The organism is Rhodoferax sp. LS1R11 (genome assembly GCF_056521395.1).
The window spans coordinates 1-16,415 of record NZ_JBWMAW010000008.1 but is presented as its reverse complement, the minus strand read 5'-3'; the positions used below and the strand labels follow the sequence as shown (position 1 = coordinate 16,415).

At 61.5% G+C, this 16,415-nt stretch carries 16 protein-coding genes; 11 read left to right on the top strand and 5 right to left on the bottom strand.

From position 1 onward, the window contains the following. Positions 1–10: 10 nt before the first annotated feature. The 5 genes from AC097N_RS11140 to AC097N_RS11120 all read left to right on the top strand — a co-directional run bounded on the left by AC097N_RS11140 (position 11) and on the right by AC097N_RS11120 (position 8,146). Entirely contained in the window at positions 11–1,288 is a 1,278-nt protein-coding gene (locus AC097N_RS11140; protein ID WP_479581086.1) for a VpsF family polysaccharide biosynthesis protein, read from the top strand. Between the two features lie 125 nt (positions 1,289–1,413). Next, complete coding sequence (locus AC097N_RS11135; protein ID WP_479581085.1) at positions 1,414–3,315, top strand: WecB/TagA/CpsF family glycosyltransferase; 1,902 nt, start codon at positions 1,414–1,416, stop codon at positions 3,313–3,315. Positions 3,316–3,378: 63 nt separating this feature from the next. Continuing rightward, entirely contained in the window at positions 3,379–3,969 is a 591-nt protein-coding gene (locus AC097N_RS11130; RefSeq protein WP_479581084.1) for a P-loop NTPase family protein, read from the top strand. Next, positions 3,969–6,725 (top strand): glycosyltransferase, encoded by a 2,757-nt coding sequence (locus AC097N_RS11125; RefSeq protein ID WP_479581083.1) that lies wholly within the window; start codon positions 3,969–3,971, stop codon positions 6,723–6,725. The genes AC097N_RS11130 and AC097N_RS11125 overlap by 1 nt, the downstream gene beginning before the upstream one ends. Beyond that, the gene (locus AC097N_RS11120; protein WP_479581082.1) at positions 6,719–8,146 is read left to right on the top strand and encodes an oligosaccharide flippase family protein; all 1,428 of its coding nucleotides are present in this window, start codon (positions 6,719–6,721) and stop codon (positions 8,144–8,146) included. Before AC097N_RS11125 ends, AC097N_RS11120 begins: the two co-directional genes overlap by 7 nt. A gap of 22 nt (positions 8,147–8,168) precedes the next feature. Here AC097N_RS11120 and AC097N_RS11115 read toward each other — a convergent pair whose 3' ends face one another. From AC097N_RS11115 to AC097N_RS11105, 3 genes are read right to left on the bottom strand one after another with little or no spacing between them, the layout of a single operon-like run. Continuing rightward, positions 8,169–9,329, bottom strand: coding sequence for a GNAT family N-acetyltransferase (locus AC097N_RS11115; RefSeq protein WP_479581081.1), 1,161 nt, complete (start codon positions 9,327–9,329; stop codon positions 8,169–8,171). Beyond that, positions 9,326–10,264: a hypothetical protein gene (locus AC097N_RS11110; protein ID WP_479581080.1), complete on the bottom strand. Its 939-nt coding sequence runs from the start codon at positions 10,262–10,264 to the stop codon at positions 9,326–9,328. Before AC097N_RS11110 ends, AC097N_RS11115 begins: the two co-directional genes overlap by 4 nt. Positions 10,265–10,275: 11 nt before the next feature. After that, a complete protein-coding gene (locus AC097N_RS11105) occupies positions 10,276–11,148 on the bottom strand; it encodes a L,D-transpeptidase Cds6 family protein (RefSeq protein ID WP_479581079.1) in 873 nt (290 codons plus the stop codon). Between the two features lie 215 nt (positions 11,149–11,363). Here AC097N_RS11105 and mntA point away from each other — a divergent pair, with 215 nt between their 5' ends. Together mntA and hepT are read left to right on the top strand one after the other, a co-directional pair. Beyond that, on the top strand, positions 11,364–11,708 hold the full coding sequence (gene mntA / locus AC097N_RS11100) for a type VII toxin-antitoxin system MntA family adenylyltransferase antitoxin (RefSeq protein ID WP_479581078.1): 345 nt from the start codon (positions 11,364–11,366) through the stop codon (positions 11,706–11,708). Then, the gene (hepT, locus tag AC097N_RS11095; RefSeq protein ID WP_479581077.1) at positions 11,698–12,123 is read left to right on the top strand and encodes a type VII toxin-antitoxin system HepT family RNase toxin; all 426 of its coding nucleotides are present in this window, start codon (positions 11,698–11,700) and stop codon (positions 12,121–12,123) included. The genes mntA and hepT overlap by 11 nt, the downstream gene beginning before the upstream one ends. Positions 12,124–12,162: 39 nt before the next feature. Here hepT and AC097N_RS11090 read toward each other — a convergent pair whose 3' ends face one another. Next, positions 12,163–12,663: a GDP-mannose mannosyl hydrolase gene (locus tag AC097N_RS11090; protein ID WP_479581076.1), complete on the bottom strand. Its 501-nt coding sequence runs from the start codon at positions 12,661–12,663 to the stop codon at positions 12,163–12,165. Positions 12,664–12,766: 103 nt separating this feature from the next. Here AC097N_RS11090 and AC097N_RS11085 point away from each other — a divergent pair, with 103 nt between their 5' ends. The 4 genes from AC097N_RS11085 (at position 12,767) to AC097N_RS11070 (ending at position 15,870) form a co-directional block, all read left to right on the top strand. Continuing rightward, the gene (locus tag AC097N_RS11085; protein ID WP_479581075.1) at positions 12,767–14,155 is read left to right on the top strand and encodes a beta/gamma crystallin-related protein; all 1,389 of its coding nucleotides are present in this window, start codon (positions 12,767–12,769) and stop codon (positions 14,153–14,155) included. 122 nt (positions 14,156–14,277) lie between these two features. Then, entirely contained in the window at positions 14,278–14,712 is a 435-nt protein-coding gene (locus tag AC097N_RS11080) for a glycine zipper 2TM domain-containing protein (RefSeq protein ID WP_479581074.1), read from the top strand. A 91-nt stretch (positions 14,713–14,803) separates the two neighbouring features. Next, a complete protein-coding gene (locus AC097N_RS11075; protein ID WP_479581073.1) occupies positions 14,804–15,319 on the top strand; it encodes a helix-turn-helix domain-containing protein in 516 nt (171 codons plus the stop codon). Next, positions 15,316–15,870, top strand: a complete 555-nt coding sequence (locus AC097N_RS11070) for a DUF6036 family nucleotidyltransferase (protein ID WP_479581072.1) — start codon at positions 15,316–15,318, stop codon at positions 15,868–15,870. Before AC097N_RS11075 ends, AC097N_RS11070 begins: the two co-directional genes overlap by 4 nt. A 32-nt stretch (positions 15,871–15,902) precedes the next feature. On the opposite strand, the gene AC097N_RS11065 is transcribed toward AC097N_RS11070, so the two are convergent. Continuing rightward, a partial coding sequence (locus tag AC097N_RS11065) for an NAD-dependent epimerase/dehydratase family protein (protein ID WP_479581071.1) occupies positions 15,903–16,415 on the bottom strand: 513 nt, incomplete at its 5' end.

Genomic DNA, 16,415 nt, shown 5'->3' with positions numbered 1-16,415 from the left:
AGACATGGGCATGCAAACCGAAACCCTGTCCCGGAAGACAGCCTGGTTGCTGCTGGTGACGGCCGTCTCCGCCTACATGCTCCTGTCATCTTCCATGCTGCTTCGTCTGGGTATCCCCTACGACGCACCATTTGGCCCCCCGTTTGCCAAATTGCACCCGGGAACTTATTGCCTGTTTTTGGCGTGGTTCACGGCGCTTTCCAGTCACGGCAATCCCTTGCAGGTCCTTGGTGAACAAATGGCCCGCCACCGACTGATGGCGGTATACCTTTTCTCCATGGTGAGCGTTTTTGCGTGGGCGGTCTTTCGTCACGGCACGTCGGGGGCGGCTTTCATCATCGAGTCCCTCTGGACGCCCGCCATCCTTGCCTTCACGTTGGATCTGATCGATGCGCGGCGGCACCGCCAAATAGTCAAGGTCATCATTTTTTTACTGGCTTGTAACGCCTTGCTTGCCATTGGCGAAGCACTCACCCCTTCACGCCTGACCCCGTTGCATGTAGGGCGCAACGACATCGTGGCAGAGGAGTATTTTCGTGCCTCTGCATTTCTGGGACACCCTTTGCACAATGCGCTGATTACGGCCTCCTTGCTGCCCGCGGTCACATTGTTGCCGTGGTCAAGGATGGGGAAAGTCGTGTTCATCGGAACGTTGATGCTGGCGCTTCTGGCCTTTGGCGGTCGCACCAGCGTCGTCCTGGCGGTTTTGCTGTATGGAACTTATTTTTCGGTTCGCGTTGGCCATGATGTCATTCGGGGTCGCTTGAGTTACTTGCAGCTTACCGGTGGCAGCCTGGCATTGATGTTGGGTTTTACCGGGTTGGTCGGCGTGGTGGTCGTCTCCGGACTCGGGGAGCGTATTTTCAAAAACCTGAAGCTTGACTCCAGCGCCAGTGTGCGCCTGCGCGTGTGGGACGCCTTTAACTACCTGTCTGATACCGATTGGTGGATGGGGATTGCGCCCACTGACATTGATCACATCGCCGTGCGTATGGGGCTTGATCCCAATTACGAGGCCATCGAGAACTTCTGGATCTACCTGTTCATGCAGTTTGGGGTGATCGGTTTTGTTCCCTTTCTGGTCGGCATTGTTTGCCTGACCTTCATCTTGCTGAAATCGGCTACCCCTCCCATGCGAATGGCCATCTTGCTTTACTTCATGGTGGCGTCAACCGCCAACACCCTGGCCTCCAAAACTGTATCTCTGATGCTGCTTGTGGCGGTTATTCTGGCTGGCGTTGCGTTTCGTCGACAACCCGCCGCCACTTTGTTTGGGGGCGCACGTTGACAACAACCCAGGTTCGTATTTTTTATCCCGCCGACCCCATGGGCGTTGTTCCGGGGGGGATTGACACCTTTTTGCGGGGTCTTATCAAGTGGGCTCCGCCTGAGCTCGAGTTCAGCCTTGTCGGCATGACGACTGACCCACTGGCCCGGCCGCCAGGCGTCTGGACGCGCTGCAGGTTGGGTGACCGTGAGTTTAATTTTTTCCCGGTTGTTACCGTTAGCGACGCAGGAGGCCGCGGTCGAGTGCCGCTGTCTCTGCGTTTCACCCTGGGCGCCTGGCGTTACATGGCCAAATTGCGTTCTGGATTCGACATCTTCGATTTCCACAGACCGGAGCCCAGCCTGCTTTTCAAAGCGGACCACCGACCGAAAAACGCCTATTTCCACAATGACCCCAGCACCATTGGGTCAAAGCACTCAGACAATTTGTGGCGGCGCCTGCCAGGCATTTACGAAAACATTGAAATCAGCGCGTTTTCGGGCTTCGACAGCGTGTGGTGCGTGCGTGAATCCGGCGTGCAAACCTTGCGCGAGCGCTATCCCGTGATGGCCCATCGCATTCAGTTCATTCCCACCTGGGTTGACGCCGATGTCTTCAGTTGTGTCGACGACTCGGCCCGCCAAGTCCTCAGACATCAGATCGCGCAGGCCGAAGGCTTGGATATTCAAGCCCGGTGGGTCGTCACGGTCGGGCGTCTCGATACCCAGAAAGATCCCTTGTTGATGCTGGCCGCTTTCGCCCGGGTGCGCGCGCAAGGACGCAATCTTGCCTGGCTCGTGGTGGGTGACGGCGTGCTGCGTGCCGATATGGAACGCGCCGTGGCGGAAGCCGGGTTGGGCGAGGTTGTCCATTTCATGGGCTTGCGTCCGCCCGCAGAGATCGCCAATCTGCTTCGGGCCTCTGATGTGTATGCCCTTTCTTCTGCCTACGAAGGCATGCCCATGGCCTTGCTCGAAGCGCTTGGCTGTGGCTTGCCGGCGGTGGTCACCGATGTCGGCGAAGTCCGCCGCGTTGTCATCCCCGGTGTCAATGGTGCCATTGCAACCTCCTGTGATGTTGCAGCATTTGCCCACGCGCTGTCTGAGGTTCTGGATCACGCCTCCCTCTGGCGTGGCGCGGCCACGCAAGCTGCCGTCCAGGACTACCAACCCGCCAAGGTACTCAAAGCCGCTTATGACAACTACCTGACGCTGGGCGCTGGTTATACCCGTATCCGTGAAGCAACGCAGGACGCACGAACTGCGAACGCTCCCGGACGTCCGCGTGGCTGGGTTGTCGGCGTGCCGATCGACCTGCTCAATCGCGCTGGCGCCAGTGAAAAACTGATGCTCTGGGCCAAGAACCGCGAGTCGCGGACGGCCTGCTTCGTCAATGTGCACTCGGCCGTGACCGCGTCTTATGACGAACGTCATCGCCTGTCATTGATTGGAGCCGACTTGACGGCTCCTGATGGCGCACCGATCGCCTGGACCTTGCGCAAGACAAGAAACCCGGCTCAGGAGCGTGTCGACGGACCGGGCATGATGATGAACTTGTGCCGGGACGCGCAGGCTCAAGGCGTCAAAATTGGACTCTATGGCTCCAGCCCGGAAACTCTGGATGCACTGGTTAGCCGCCTGGAGGATGCGTTTCCTTTGCTGGAGATCAGCTACGCCTACTCGCCACCGTTTCGGGCACTCTCCGATGCGGAGGACGAGGCCGTTTGTGCCGATATTGTGCACGCTCAGGTTGGACTGCTGTTCGTGGGCTTGGGATGTCCGAAGCAGGAGTTCTGGATGGCCCGCCACCGCGGTCTTATTCCTGCGGTGATGTTGGGTGTTGGCGCTGCCTTCGAGTTTCATGCCGGAACTGCCGCACGTGCCCCCGCATGGATGAGTGAACGTGGCCTGGAATGGCTGCACCGCCTCGCGACCAACCCCCGTCGCCTGGGGCGTCGTTACCTCTATTCAAACTCGATCTTCCTGACCATGAGCGCCCGCGAAGCCATGCGTGACAAGAAAAAAGACCGGCGAACCGCACCGTACTGAGCCACCCGCCAAGTGTTGATAATTCAATTTTCAGAAGACTGAACCAAAAAGATGATCACAAGCATGGAACTGCGTCAGATCGAAGACCTTGTCACCCGCGTAGATGCCCAATTGAGCAGACCGGGCGGACGAATCATCGGGTTCATCGCCAGCGGAGCCGGGGAGGGCACCACTTCTCTTGCCCAGGCCTACGCGGCAACGGTCGTCTCACATTTGCGCCGGCGTGTCCTGCTGCTCGCCGCCGTCAATGAAGACGCCAAGGACCCTGGCGTGCTGAATGCCCTTTCGCAAGGCTGGCCGCTCGACGACTGCCTGAAACCGCTGGCAGGCGGTGGTCAGACCGGAACGCTGGGCGGACGTCAGGCGGGAGACACCCTTTGGGAACTGCTGGCGCGGGACGATCTGTGGCAAGACTTGCGTAGCCGTTTTGATGACATCGTTCTCGATTTGCCTGCATCGTCCGTCTCGCGTCTGGGGCTGATGACCGCCCCCCATTGCGACGGGGTGGTGGTGGTCATCGAGGCTGAAAAAACTCGTGCCCCGGTGGTGGAGAGTCTGATCGCCAGTTTGCGCGCTGTGCGTGCCCCGGTATTGGGGACGGTATTGAATCGACGCCGCTTCTACCTGCCAAAACGGGTTTACCGCTGGCTCTGATGTCCAGTCGGCCTGAGACCTACAGTTTGCGCCTGCGCGTATTTTTGCGGTTCGGTGAGTTGCCGCAATGGATGGGGGATCTGTTGGTTGGCTTAGACCGACTGGAGGGGGTCAACCTGCAGGTCATGCGCTTGGACACCAAGCCTGCAGCCTCTGCGTTGTCATCGGCTTCACGCCTGTGGCGCACACGTCTTCCAGCCCTTTCACCTTGCAAGGCAGACCACACCGCCATGCAGCGCCTCGCGCAGTGGGAGTCTGCCGCAGCGCAAGCGTGTGATGTCACGTTGTTGATGGATGCTGGTCTTAGTCCCACATCGGCTCAAACGGGTGGCGCATCGCTGCATTGGGCGGTGGTGGACAGGCTCGGCCAGGCGCTATGTCCCCAGTTTCCGCTCCTCGAAGAAATCTGTGCCGGTAAAGGACTGGCGCTGACCTTGAACCAGCGCCAGTCGATGACTGGCCCATGGTATGCCGGACGCAACCTGCACCTGCGCGTCACGACCCGCTACGGGTGTGCCGTGCCATCCCTCTCGAAGGCCGTTTCACGTCTGGTACAGCAGGCCATCACGGACCGGTCTCTCGGAAACCACCTGGTGTCTCAACCCGTTGGTTTCCCGGCCGCTTGCGCTACCCTCAAAGAGGCGCCGCCCTTGTCGTGTGCTCCGTGGTGGGCATGCCTGCGCGGCAGCGCCCGTGCCCTGGGGGACCGGGTAAAAGCCCGGATGTTGAGCGAATACTGGCGTATCGGCGTGATCGATGCGCCCGCCCATACGCTGCTGGATGATGCGCCGTTACCCGAAGTTCGCTGGCTGACCCAGTCCACCACAGCCGGTTACTGGGCAGATCCGTTTGGCCTGCCGGGGGACCCCCATCGTTTGGCCTGCGAGTATTTTAATGAGCGCACTGGTGTTGGTGCGCTTGAAGTCTTGCGGTTTGACGGCAGAACCCAAGTGATGGAGCGCACGCCGTTGTCCGTCGGTGGCGGGCAGCATGCCTCCTTCCCGAACGTCTTTGAGTTTCATGGCCGTCATCTTGGTATTGCCGAGACACTGGCTGCGCGCGAATGCCTGTTGCATGAGGTTGACGGCACTGGCCAGTGGCACCCCCTTTTTCCCTTGCTGCAGGGTGTCGCCGCAGCGGACCCGGCACTGTTCACCTGGGAGGGGCGCCTGTGGCTCGCCTACACAGACACCGATCTGGGCACCCTGGACAATCTGTGTCTGCAATACGCAGATCAACTCGACGGCCCTTGGACGCCACATGCCAACAACCCTGTCAAAGTCGACATCACCGGCGCGCGCATGGCAGGCGGTTTTTTTCGTCACCAAGGGGCGCTCTACCGCCCGTCACAGAATTGTTTGCAGACCTACGGCGGCGCTGTCGTCCTGCACCAGATTACCGAACTTACCCCGCACCGCTTCAGTGAAGTTACGGTGCGCACCTTGTCGCCTGATCCACAAGGTCCCTGTCCGCACGGCTTGCACACCCTCAACGCCTGGGGCGACAAAACGCTGGTGGACGGAAAACGCCATGGCGTCAATCCCATCGTCCTCTGGCGCAATCTGCGCCATCGGTTGGTCAGTGGCCGTGCGCGCAGCACCTTGACCGGCTTACCCGTGTCAACGGTTGACCAGGGCGTCAGGCGCCATGTCATGGTTTACGTGCCGCACCTGCGTACCGGGGGCGGCGAAATCTCCATGCTTCGTCTGGCCGCAGGCCTTGCCGCGGTGGGCCTGCAGGTTGACCTGGTGGTGCATTCCGAATTGACCCGCGAGCTGGAGGTGCCGGCCGGTGTCACGCTTGTCAACCTGAACTGTGGTGGCACCGTTGGCGCGGTGTGGCGCCTGTCGCAGTTGCTGCGTGAACGCCGACCTCAGTGGGTCCTGAGCGCCTTTCCGCATACCAACATCGCGGCCGTTGCGGCCCTGGCCCTGTCCGGGCTGGACGGTCGCTGCGTGATTTCCGAGCATGCCCCTTTGTCGCTGCAAATCGAAAAGCAGGGCAGCTGGCGTTATCGCTTGCTTCCTCCCCTGGTGCGCTGGGCCTATCGACGTGCACATGCCGTTGTAGCGGTGTCCGGTGGCGTACGCGATGACTTGCAACGTCTGCTGGGGCCGGGCGTTGCCCCTCGGGTCATCAGCAATCCGGTGCTGGCGCCTGGTTTTGAAGCTGAAATGGCACTCGTGCCCGGTGACCCCTGGCTTGTTGACAGCACCCTGCAAGTGGTGTTGAGCGTCTGCCGCCTGAGTGTCGAGAAAGACCTGGTCACTCTGGTGCGCGCATTTGCCGAGGTCCATCGCCTGCAGCCTGCCACCCGCCTGGTGCTCGCGGGTGAAGGGCCGGATCGCCCGCGCCTGGAGGCTCTGGTGAATGACATGGGGCTCAACGGTGTCGTGCGCCTGCCCGGTCGCACCGCCACACCGCTGGCCTGGATGCGCCATGCGGCCGTCTTCGTATTGGCCTCCCAGTACGAAGGATTTGGCAACGTACTGGTCGAAGCCATGGCCTGCGGCACCCCGGTGATCAGCACAGACTGTCCCGTCGGCCCGCGTGAAATACTGGAAGACGGTCAACTAGGCACCCTGGTGCCGGTGGGTGATGCCCCCGCGATGGCGCAGGCCATTGCCGCCGTGCTGGCCAGGCCTGCGCCGCCGCCGGGGGCACGCGAGGCCGCGCTTCAGTACACTCAAACCCACGCCTGTGCGACCTATCTGGAACTTTTTGAGAGTCTGTACGCAGGCGGCGCACGATGCTGATCAGCCACACCCTCAAATACCTGCCAGCCCAGTTGCTGTCGCCTGTTGCGCAGCTGGTGTCCATGATCCTGTGGACTCACTGGTTGCTGCCTGCCGAGATGGGCCTGTTCACACTGGTCAGCGTGACCCAGGAAATAGCCTTTACGGTCTGCCTGGGCTGGTTCTCGGTCTATGCTTTGCGCTACTTGCCGGCAGACACTGACCGGGCGGCCCGCCAGCGCTACCTCGGTGCTGAAAACGTCGTGGTCCTGGTCAGCGTGGCTGGGGCCTTGGTCATTGCTGCCGTGACGGCCTGGAGCCTGCACGATGGTCGCGCGCTGTGGTTGTCCACCCTGGTCATAGGCTTGTTTTTTGCGACCCGCGCCGTCAACACCCACTACGGCGAGCGCGCCCGCGCCCAATCGGCTTTTCTGGCCTACACCCTGCTGCAGGTGGCCGGCCCCGTGGGTGGGCTGGGTCTGGGCCTGCTGGCGTTCCAGTACTTCGAAGCGTCGGCGCTGCTGCTCCTGGCGGCCTACGCCACGGCGCAGGCGCTGGGCACGCTGCTCGCCGTTCCCATGCTCGGCATGCACTGGAAGTTCTCCCGGCCCGACGCCCACTTGCTGCGTGCCGCCATCAGCTTTGGCGGGCCCGTGCTGGGGCTGGGCATCCTCGGCTGGGTGGGGGAAAACTACATCCGTTACCTCGTGCAATGGCAGTCCGGCGCGGCCGCGCTGGGCCTCATGATTGTGGGCTGGTCGCTGGGGCGCCGTTGCGCCTCGGTGGCCAGCATGCTGGTGGCCACTGCGGCGTTTCCATTGGCCTCTCGCCTGCTCAACGAAGGCCGGCGTGACGAGGCCATTGCCCAGTTGCGCGTGAACGCCGCTCTCATGCTCGCTGTTCTGGTGCCGGTCACGGCGGCGCTGCAGCTGCTGGGCCCGCCCCTGGTGGCACTGGCGGTGGCTCCCGAATATCGGCAAACGACCATTGAGCTGCTGGGCTTGTCGGTGCTCGCGGGCACGCTGCGCAACCTCCACATGCACGTCACGGACCAGTTCATGGTGCTGGAGCGTCGCATCAGGGCGGTTGCCATCATTGATGTGGTGGAAATCGTTGCCTGCGGCCTGGCCTCCCTGATCGGGCTGTATGGCTATGGCCTGCACGGTGCGGTCATCGGCCAGGCCATTGGCTCGCTCATCACCCTGGGTCTGAGCATGTACTGGGCGCGCATTCATCAGGGCTTTCACTGGCCCTGGCCGGAGACTGTCAAGGTCTTGCTGGCTACTGCCGTCATGATGGCAGCCATCGCCTGGCTGGGCGTTGATGCAAGCCTGCGCGGTCTGGTGAGTGGAACGGGCGTTGGCATGTTCGCCTATGCGCTGGCCTCGGCAGTCTTGTTTGCACCCCAGTTACGCCGGTTACGCGCCTCACGCCATCTTTGACTCGGAGCGGTGGGGCCCCTGGCTACTCACGGCGCAACAGCGCCACCATCCAGGGCTGCCGTTTCATCGCCCGTCGCAGACGCCACGCCCAAGTCACGGGCAAACCGCGCCAGGACAGCGCTTCGCAGCCGTCAAACAGCGCAATGTGGCTAACCCCGAAGGCTTGTTTGTGCCGGTAGTCCCCAATGCCAAAATCAAACCAGCGCAGCCCCTGCGCATGCAGATGTTGCGCGGTCCGTTCGCACAGCAGCCGCCCCGGTGAGCAGTGCTTCCACTCATCGCCGCCCGTGCTCAGACGCAGGGCAATAAAGCGGTGACGGCTGGCCACCCCCAACTGGATCGCCACCACGTCACATCCATCGCGCAGGGCGGTCAGCACCACGCTGCCATCGGCCAGTCCACCCGCCAGTGCCTGACGGTAAAACGCACGGTACACCGGTTGGTCCAGCACGTAGTCGTAGTCCAACTGATCCATGCGCTGTTGCTGCTGGTGCTCCAGTTGTTCAAACAAGGCCAGCGCAGCCTGCGGGTCGGTGACGCATTCAAAGCGCGCTTGCTCGCTGCGGGTGAACACGCGCCACGAACGCTCGAACTCCTTGCGTACCCGTTTGTCCAGGGAGTGTCGCCAGCCGTCCCAGTCGTCACCGGCAAAAAACTGGTTGCCAAACATCTCGCAGTCCTGCAGTCGCGGGCGCAACGCCAGCATGAGCGGGTTGATGCGCTGCAAATTGCCGTCCTGCGGCTGACCGAGCATCTTGTCGATGCGCAACACATCATGCCCCCGCAGCGCCTGGCGCACCGCCTGCCACATCCGTTCAGCACAGCCCGTCATGGCGGCGCTGTCGGACGCATCACTGTTGCCAGCCCAGTCGGGCGCCAGCAGTGGCGAGACATAGTCAATCACGGTGGCATCGGCAAACCCCACCATGGACACTCCTCCCTGGCGCCAGGACACCAGTGGCAGCAGCATCACATCGGCCCCCGTATCGCAGCGGCGAACGCCCACCAGCAGGGGTTTGACACCGTTGTGCTGGCCCAACGTGGCGTACCAGGCGCTTACCCAGGGCAGGGCATGAAAAGGGGAGGAGTGCTCGTCCAGCAATCGCGCCCAGCGCGCCAGGAAAGGCGTTACCGCCGTGCCGACATCCACCACATAGTCAAGGGACTCCCCGCGCAAACTCATTGGCCAGGCGGCGCCACGTCCACCATGCCGCCGGGCGCGCCGGGTACCAGCTGGAACTCGACGGGCCGGTGCGCCCGCTGGGTGCTGGCCGCCCAGGGACTGCGCCGCCAAGCCGCCTGCAAGACTGCCTTGGCCCAGTACCGCAGCCCGTCAACGCCACGGCTGCGTGGTTGCCAGTGCAGGTGGTTACGCAACACCGCATTGGCCAGGTTCACCTTTTGGGAGCGACGGTTCGCATCCGTCCAGTGTTCGGTGGTCACCGAGATGTTAAGACAGTCGTGGTTGTCAATGCGGTGGGGCGAATTCAGCGGCCAGGTCAGCATCCCGCCGGGTTCCAGTTCAAACACCTGGGCGTGGGCGTCAAATTCCGGCCGGTAGTCGAGCTTGAACTCGAACCCCGACAGCGCAATATTCTCCAGCCCCACAGGCTCCAGAAAAGGCGGCTGCGGCGCATACACATACACCCGCTTGCGCCCGCTGATCTGCCACAGCGCTTGCCCTGGCAAGTCGCAGTGGTAGTGCACCTGTGCTTTGGGTGACGAAATCAAAATCCCCATCTTCAGCGCGCCCGGCTCGAACCCTGGCACCTGCGCTGCCATCTCGGCGTAGGCGGCGTCCAGCAGCTCGCCATAGCGGCGGTCCAGGCGTCCCACATCGCGCAGGTTCAGCCACATGCTGCCGCTGGCAATCGTGTCCATCACTTGTTGACCGGACACACCGGCCATCTCTCCCTCGCGCCAGCGCCGCTGGCCCTCGCCGTCGCGGCTGGTTTGCACCAGCGCATAGTCGCCGCGCGGGTAGTCTTCGATCAGGCTGGCGAGGGCCTCCCGGCTGAAGAGCGGGTTCTGATGCAAGGTGTGCGGCAGGTTCATGGGGCGCTGGTTCCAGCCCTCGGTGAACTCCGGCTTCCAGTGGGAAAATAGGGGTGAGGGCATGGCTGTGATTGTCAATTCAAGGGAGTTTCACGCTGGATGAGCCAGCGCCCATCCACTTGTACCAGCACCAGGCGCTTGCGCACGCGGTCGGTCGGGCCGTCGCTGCGGTAGTGCTGCACAAACGTCGCGGTCGCGGCATCGCCCTGGCGTTTGAGTTGCAGTTGGCTCACTTCCACGGAGATGTCCTTGCGCGATGCAATGCGTTCACGCCGCTCGTCCACCCAGGCCTGGCGGGTCACTTTGGCGCGGGGACCGGCATAGTCAGGGGTATAGGCCGCAAGGTAAGCGTCCACATCGCGCCGACTCCAGGCTTGCGCCCAGGCCAGCACCGCATGGCCGGGTGCCGCGAGTGTATCTTCTGCCGCTACCGGGCTCGTGACAGGCAAGGGCTGCGGCGCCTTGATGCCCGCGGCCTGGCGAGCGAGCGTTGCCTGACGCGTGCCCACCGGCGAAGACGCCACGTCATGCGGCCCCAATTGCAGATCAATACGGTATTCAGCCAGGGTCAGCTTGTCCCGACTGTTCACCACCACCAGCAGGTCCAGTGCGGGCACATTGGACGGCAGGCGCTCCACCCGAAGCACCACCCGCCCTGCAGACGCCTGCGCGCTGATCAATGTGCTGGCCAGACCCGGGGGGTAAGTCAAACCTGCCACGCCATAGGCCTCACGCGTCGCCACGTTCACGCGGATGGCGCGCGGGTCGATCGGGTCTTTGTCACTCACATCAATTTCGGCGAAGGGCGCCTGGCCCGAGGCCGGTTTCCAGTGCAATGTGCCTACATCCAGGGCTAGGGCGGCCCAGGGGGTCAGCGCTAGACAGGCCGTGGTCAGCGTGCGGGAGACTCGTGCGGGGGCGAACAAAAAATTGGAAATGTCAAACATGGGAGTTCAATTATGTCATCGCACCACGCCGGTGAATACTCTAAAAGTATCATGTGTTTTAGCCCTCCAGCCCATGTAAGACAAGCGCAAGAAGCTATTATTTTGATAGCGAAAGAGGCTCCGGTCATAATGCCCAAATGGCAACAAAAATTCGTCAGCTCCTCGCCCATGGTGGTCCGCTTGTGACTGCGATTCGGCAGTGCATTCCTCAGGTCATGGCAGTCTATGCGTTCGGCAGCCAGATACAAGGTACAGCTGGCTCTGAAAGTGATCTGGATCTGGCCGTTCTGGTCGGGGGCTACGCAGACCCGCTTGCCCTGTGGGACCTGGCCAGCCGCCTGTCCGATATCACGGGTTGTCCGGTGGACCTGTTGGACCTTCGCGCGGCGTCTACCGTCATGCAATACCAAGTCATCACGACGGGGGAACGCCTTTGGTCCATTGGCCTGCAGGCGGGGCTCTTTGAATGTTTTGTGCTCAGCGAGAAGACGGCTCTGGACACCGCCCGTGCGCCATTGATGGCCGACATTCAGGCAACAGGGAGAATTCATGCTCGATGACGTACTGGTCAACAAATCCGCCACGGTGGAGCGTTGCGTGGGACGGGCTCGCGAGGAGTTCAACCGTGAGCCCTCCACTTTTGCGACCGACTTCACCCGCCAGGACGCTGCCATCCTGAACGTGCAGCGCGCGTGCGAAGCAGTGCTGGACATGGGGCAGCACCTCGTGCGGCGCGAAAAGCTGGGTGTGCCCCAGAGCGCCCGCGATGTTTTTGATTTGTTGGCCCGCGGCCAATGGATTGACGTGCAACTGGCAGACGCCCTCAAGCGCATGGTGGCGTTTCGCAATATTGCGGTGCATGACTACCAAAGTCTCCTGCTGCCCATTCTTGTCAACGTCATTACCCTGCACCTGGGCGAATTTTTGGAATTTACGCGCCTCGTTTTGTCGCGGGACGGCGCAGTAAAAGCTTAATTTCCAGCGCTGGCCCAGCCACTACGGCCCAAGCTGCTACTATTTAGATAGCAAAACAGTCTCCACATAGTCCTTGGTAAACCGGTGTACTACCGCAGAGGCCAGGGCCTCGGCCAAAGGCCACCAGCGCAGGTCGGCGTGTTGGGCGTCAAAGGCGGGCAGCGCAAAGTCAGCCGGCACCTGCACCAGGTGCCCCAGCACCACATAGTGTGTCGATACGCCCACATCCTGCGCTGACCCTGCGAAACAATCCTGGTAGAAATGCTCGTAGGCCCCCAGCAACCTTGGCGCCTGAGGCAGGGCCGCCAGTTGCAGGCCCAACTCTTTGTCGGCCACACGGGTCAACGCGGTGGCGATGGGCTCGTTCTTCAGGATGCGCCCGCCCGGCACAAACCAGAAACCCTGCGCGGGCCGGTTGTTGCGCAGGCCCAGCAATATCTCGTCGCCACCGCGCACCACGACCAGGTCCACGGCAACCAGGGGTGTGGCGGACACCACATTCAGAAAGGCTTCAGCGCTCAGCAAGGCAGGATGTGTCATAGGGTGTGGATTGTATTTTTCTGCAACAACGAATGTACGCCAACGCACTGACATCTCTCTGATGGGCGCCTACGCTCAGCCCATCAAATACGTTGGAGACTTTATGAACACTTTATTGAAAAACACCGTGGCAGTTGCGGCCTTTGCCCTAGCAGGCCATGCATTGGCACAAGTCACCTTCTATGAGCGCGACAATTTTCAGGGCCGCTCCTTCACCACGGATCGCCCGGTCGGCGACTTCGACCGTGCGGGCTTCAATGACCGCGCGTCCTCGGTGGTGGTAGAGAGTGACCGCTGGGAGGCTTGCGAGGACCTCCGGTTTGGCGGACGCTGCGTGGTGCTGCGTCAGGGCAAATATCCCTCACTGGCGGCCATGGGCCTGAACGACCGCATCTCGTCGGTGCGTGCGGCCGGGCCTGAAGCGCGAGCCAACGGCAACGACGACAATCGCGACAACCGTTATACACCTGCACTGCCGGTGGCCCGGGTCACCTTTTACGAGAACGACAACTTTCAGGGCCGCGCTTTCACCACCGACCGACAGGTGGGCGACTTCACTCGTTTCGGCTTCAACGACCGTGCCTCCTCGGTGCTGGTCGAAGGGGATCGCTGGCAAGCCTGTGAAGATGTCCGCTTCGGTGGTCGCTGCGTCGTCTTGCGCCCGGGTGCCTATGCCTCTTTGGGCGCGATGCGCCTTGACAACAAGATCACGTCGGTGCGTGCCCTGGCGCGCGATGTCCGCGTGAACGACAACCAATATGCCCCCATGCCAGTGGCCTCGCAGGCCGTCTTTTATGAACGCCCGGATTTTGGAGGCCGGTCCCTCACGGTGGTCGAACCGCTGGACAACTTCAGGCGTTCGGACTTTGACAACCGCACCAATTCGGTCATGGTCACAGGCGGCTCCTGGGAGTTGTGCGAAGACATTCGCTTCAACGGTCGCTGCGTGGTGTTGCGCCCGGGGCGCTACCCCTCGCTGACCGCGATGGGCCTGGCCGATCGGGTCTCTTCGGTGCGCGCCGTGCGCGGCGACATCGCGGTGAATGACAACCGCCGCCCTGTGGGTGAGCGGCTTTTTGAAGCCAACATCACGTCGGCACGCGCCGTGCTGGGTACCGCCGAGCAGCGTTGCTGGGTCGAGCCAGACCAGGTCGTCCAGAATCCGGGAAATACCAACCTGGGCGGTGCGGTCGTCGGCGCGCTGCTTGGCGGCGTTCTGGGGCACCAAGTGGGTGGTGGCACGGGCAAGGACCTCGCCACGGTGGGGGGCGTGATTGCCGGCGCCGTCATTGGTTCCAATGTTGGTCGCGACGGCACCAACCAGCCCACTCAAAGTCAGAACATGCAGCGCTGCGCCAGTACCAACGGCCAGGTACGGCCAACCTACTGGGACGTGACCTACACCTTCCGTGGACTTGAGCATCGTGTCCAGATGACCACACAGCCCGGTGCCACCATCACGGTCAATGACCAGGGTGAGCCACGGGTCTGAGTGCGGCGGGAGCGTGACAGTTACTGCCCCTTACAAATGAAGCATTTCAAGTACATGCCCTTTTCAGTCTCAAACGTTATTTGCTCATACGCTACAAGGCCGATCACCTGAACGAACCTCACATGAACACAACACAAACCCCAAACCGTATTCACCCCTTGATGGCTGGTGCTGCCGTCTCTGTCACGCTGGTCAGCCTGCTGGGCATGGCGGCCATCACCGGCATTTTTCCCAATTCACATGCGCTTGCACCCGTCGCGGCGCCCGTCGCCGCACAGGTTGCGCCTCAAAAACCCGTGGACGCTGACTTTGCGGTGCGTCAGCCTGCAGTGAGTCACGCTGTCGCCACGCACACAGCGCCAAAGCCCGTGCACGTAGCCCAGGCAGCACCTGCGCCTGTTGCCAAAAACAGCCCGATTGGCATCGGCGTCGGCGCTGTGCTCGGCGGGTTGATTGGCAACCAGGTCGGTGGCGGCAACGGCAAAACCCTGGCCACCATTGCCGGCGCCGTGGGTGGCGGCTACGTTGGCAACGAAGTTGCCAAAAGAAATCAATGAGTTGAGTCTTAAGGTAAGACGCCCCATTTGCAGCAATCGCACGCATTGAGTTGAGTTGTATGGTACTTCATACATGTATAGAATTCAACACATGCAGTCATCATCGCAAAACATTGGTAAAACGCTTCGCTCCCTGCGCATTGCCCAAGCTTTGTCGCAAGAGGCGCTGGCCGTTGCTGCGGGTATCAGCCGCACCACCTTGATCCAGATTGAAAAGGGCAAAGACACCCAAATGTCGAGTGTCGAAGGGGTCGCCCACGTGCTGGGTGTTGAGTTCGGCATCCTTTCAGAATCCCCTGAGTTGGCGCGACGGCGCCAAGCGCGCGCGCAGCTTCAAACCAGGCTCGCCACCTCGCGTGAAAAGCATCTGAAAATTGCGGTCAAATTCGCTTTGGGGGGCGAAGAAGCGATGTCCATGAAGCAAAGCGCGCTTCGCATGGTCAAGCTCTGGACGGACAAGCAACTTTGCAGTCCGGTCTACATTGAGCGCTGGTCGCAAATACTGGATGCCGAACCTCAGCAAGTTGCGCAAAGTCTCCTGACCATGGACGATGAATGGGGCCCTGCCTTGCGCCAGAACACGCCCTTTGCCATGGCCATGCCATGAACATCGAAGACATTGATTGTCTGTTGAGCAAAATTCGCGATGCAAGTGGACTCGATGAATTTGTGGTGATCGGAAGTTTGTCTGCCCTGGGCTTGTCAGCCCAGGGACTTCCGTCGCGGATGACATGGTCAATGGAGGTGGACGCCTATCCAGAGCGTGACCCTCACCGCGCCCCGGAGTTCTCGGCAAAATTTGGCGAAAACAGCAGTTTCCATCAAGAACGCGGCTACTACTTTGACGCCGTTAACCCCGATCTACCCACGTTGCCAGAGGGGTGGGCGCAGCGAATGATTCGCCAGGTGCTCCCCTCAGGTGTCAAAGTCAAATACCTGGAACCCAACGACTGCGCTGTATCCAAATATGCGCGGTCAGAGCCCAAGGACCGGGAATGGATACGGGCGGGTATCGAAGCCGGTATCTTGTCCTTGCCCACCATCGAATACCGCATGCGTGAAACGCTCTTCATCGACGATGCCGAGCATCGCAAGGCCAAGGCTGCTTTGTTGGAGGACTCGCTTTGGTTCCAGTCGCTGCGCGGCCTCGCTCCCTGACCCGCACCAAGGGGGTTGCCCCCTGGTACTGACTAGGTCGTCGTCAAAAACTCCGCATAAGCCACCCCCAGCCCCTGCACAAACCCGGTCCTGGCCGTCCACCCCGCCCGGCTCAGCAGTCCCACATCCATGAGCTTGCGCGGCGTGCCATCAGGCTTGGTGGCATCAAACACAATCTCCCCGGTGTAACCAATCACGTTTTGGACTGTTTCTGCCAGCTCCCTGATCGTCACATCATGGCCCACGCCAATGTTGATCAGCGGCGGCTCAAACTTGCCACTCTTGGACTCATCACTGCCCAGCAAGGCGGTGTACTGCTCATCGGGGAGGCGCATGACGTACACACAGGCATCGGCCATGTCTTCGCTGTACAAGAACTCGCGCTTGGGTGTGCCCGTGCCCCACACCGTTACCGTGGGGGCCTTGCTTACCTTGGCTTCATGAAACTTGCGGATCAGCGCCGGAATCACGTGGCTGTTCTCGGGGTGGTAGTTGTCCCCCGGGCCATACAGGTTGGTGGGCATCGCTGCCAGGTACTGCGTGCC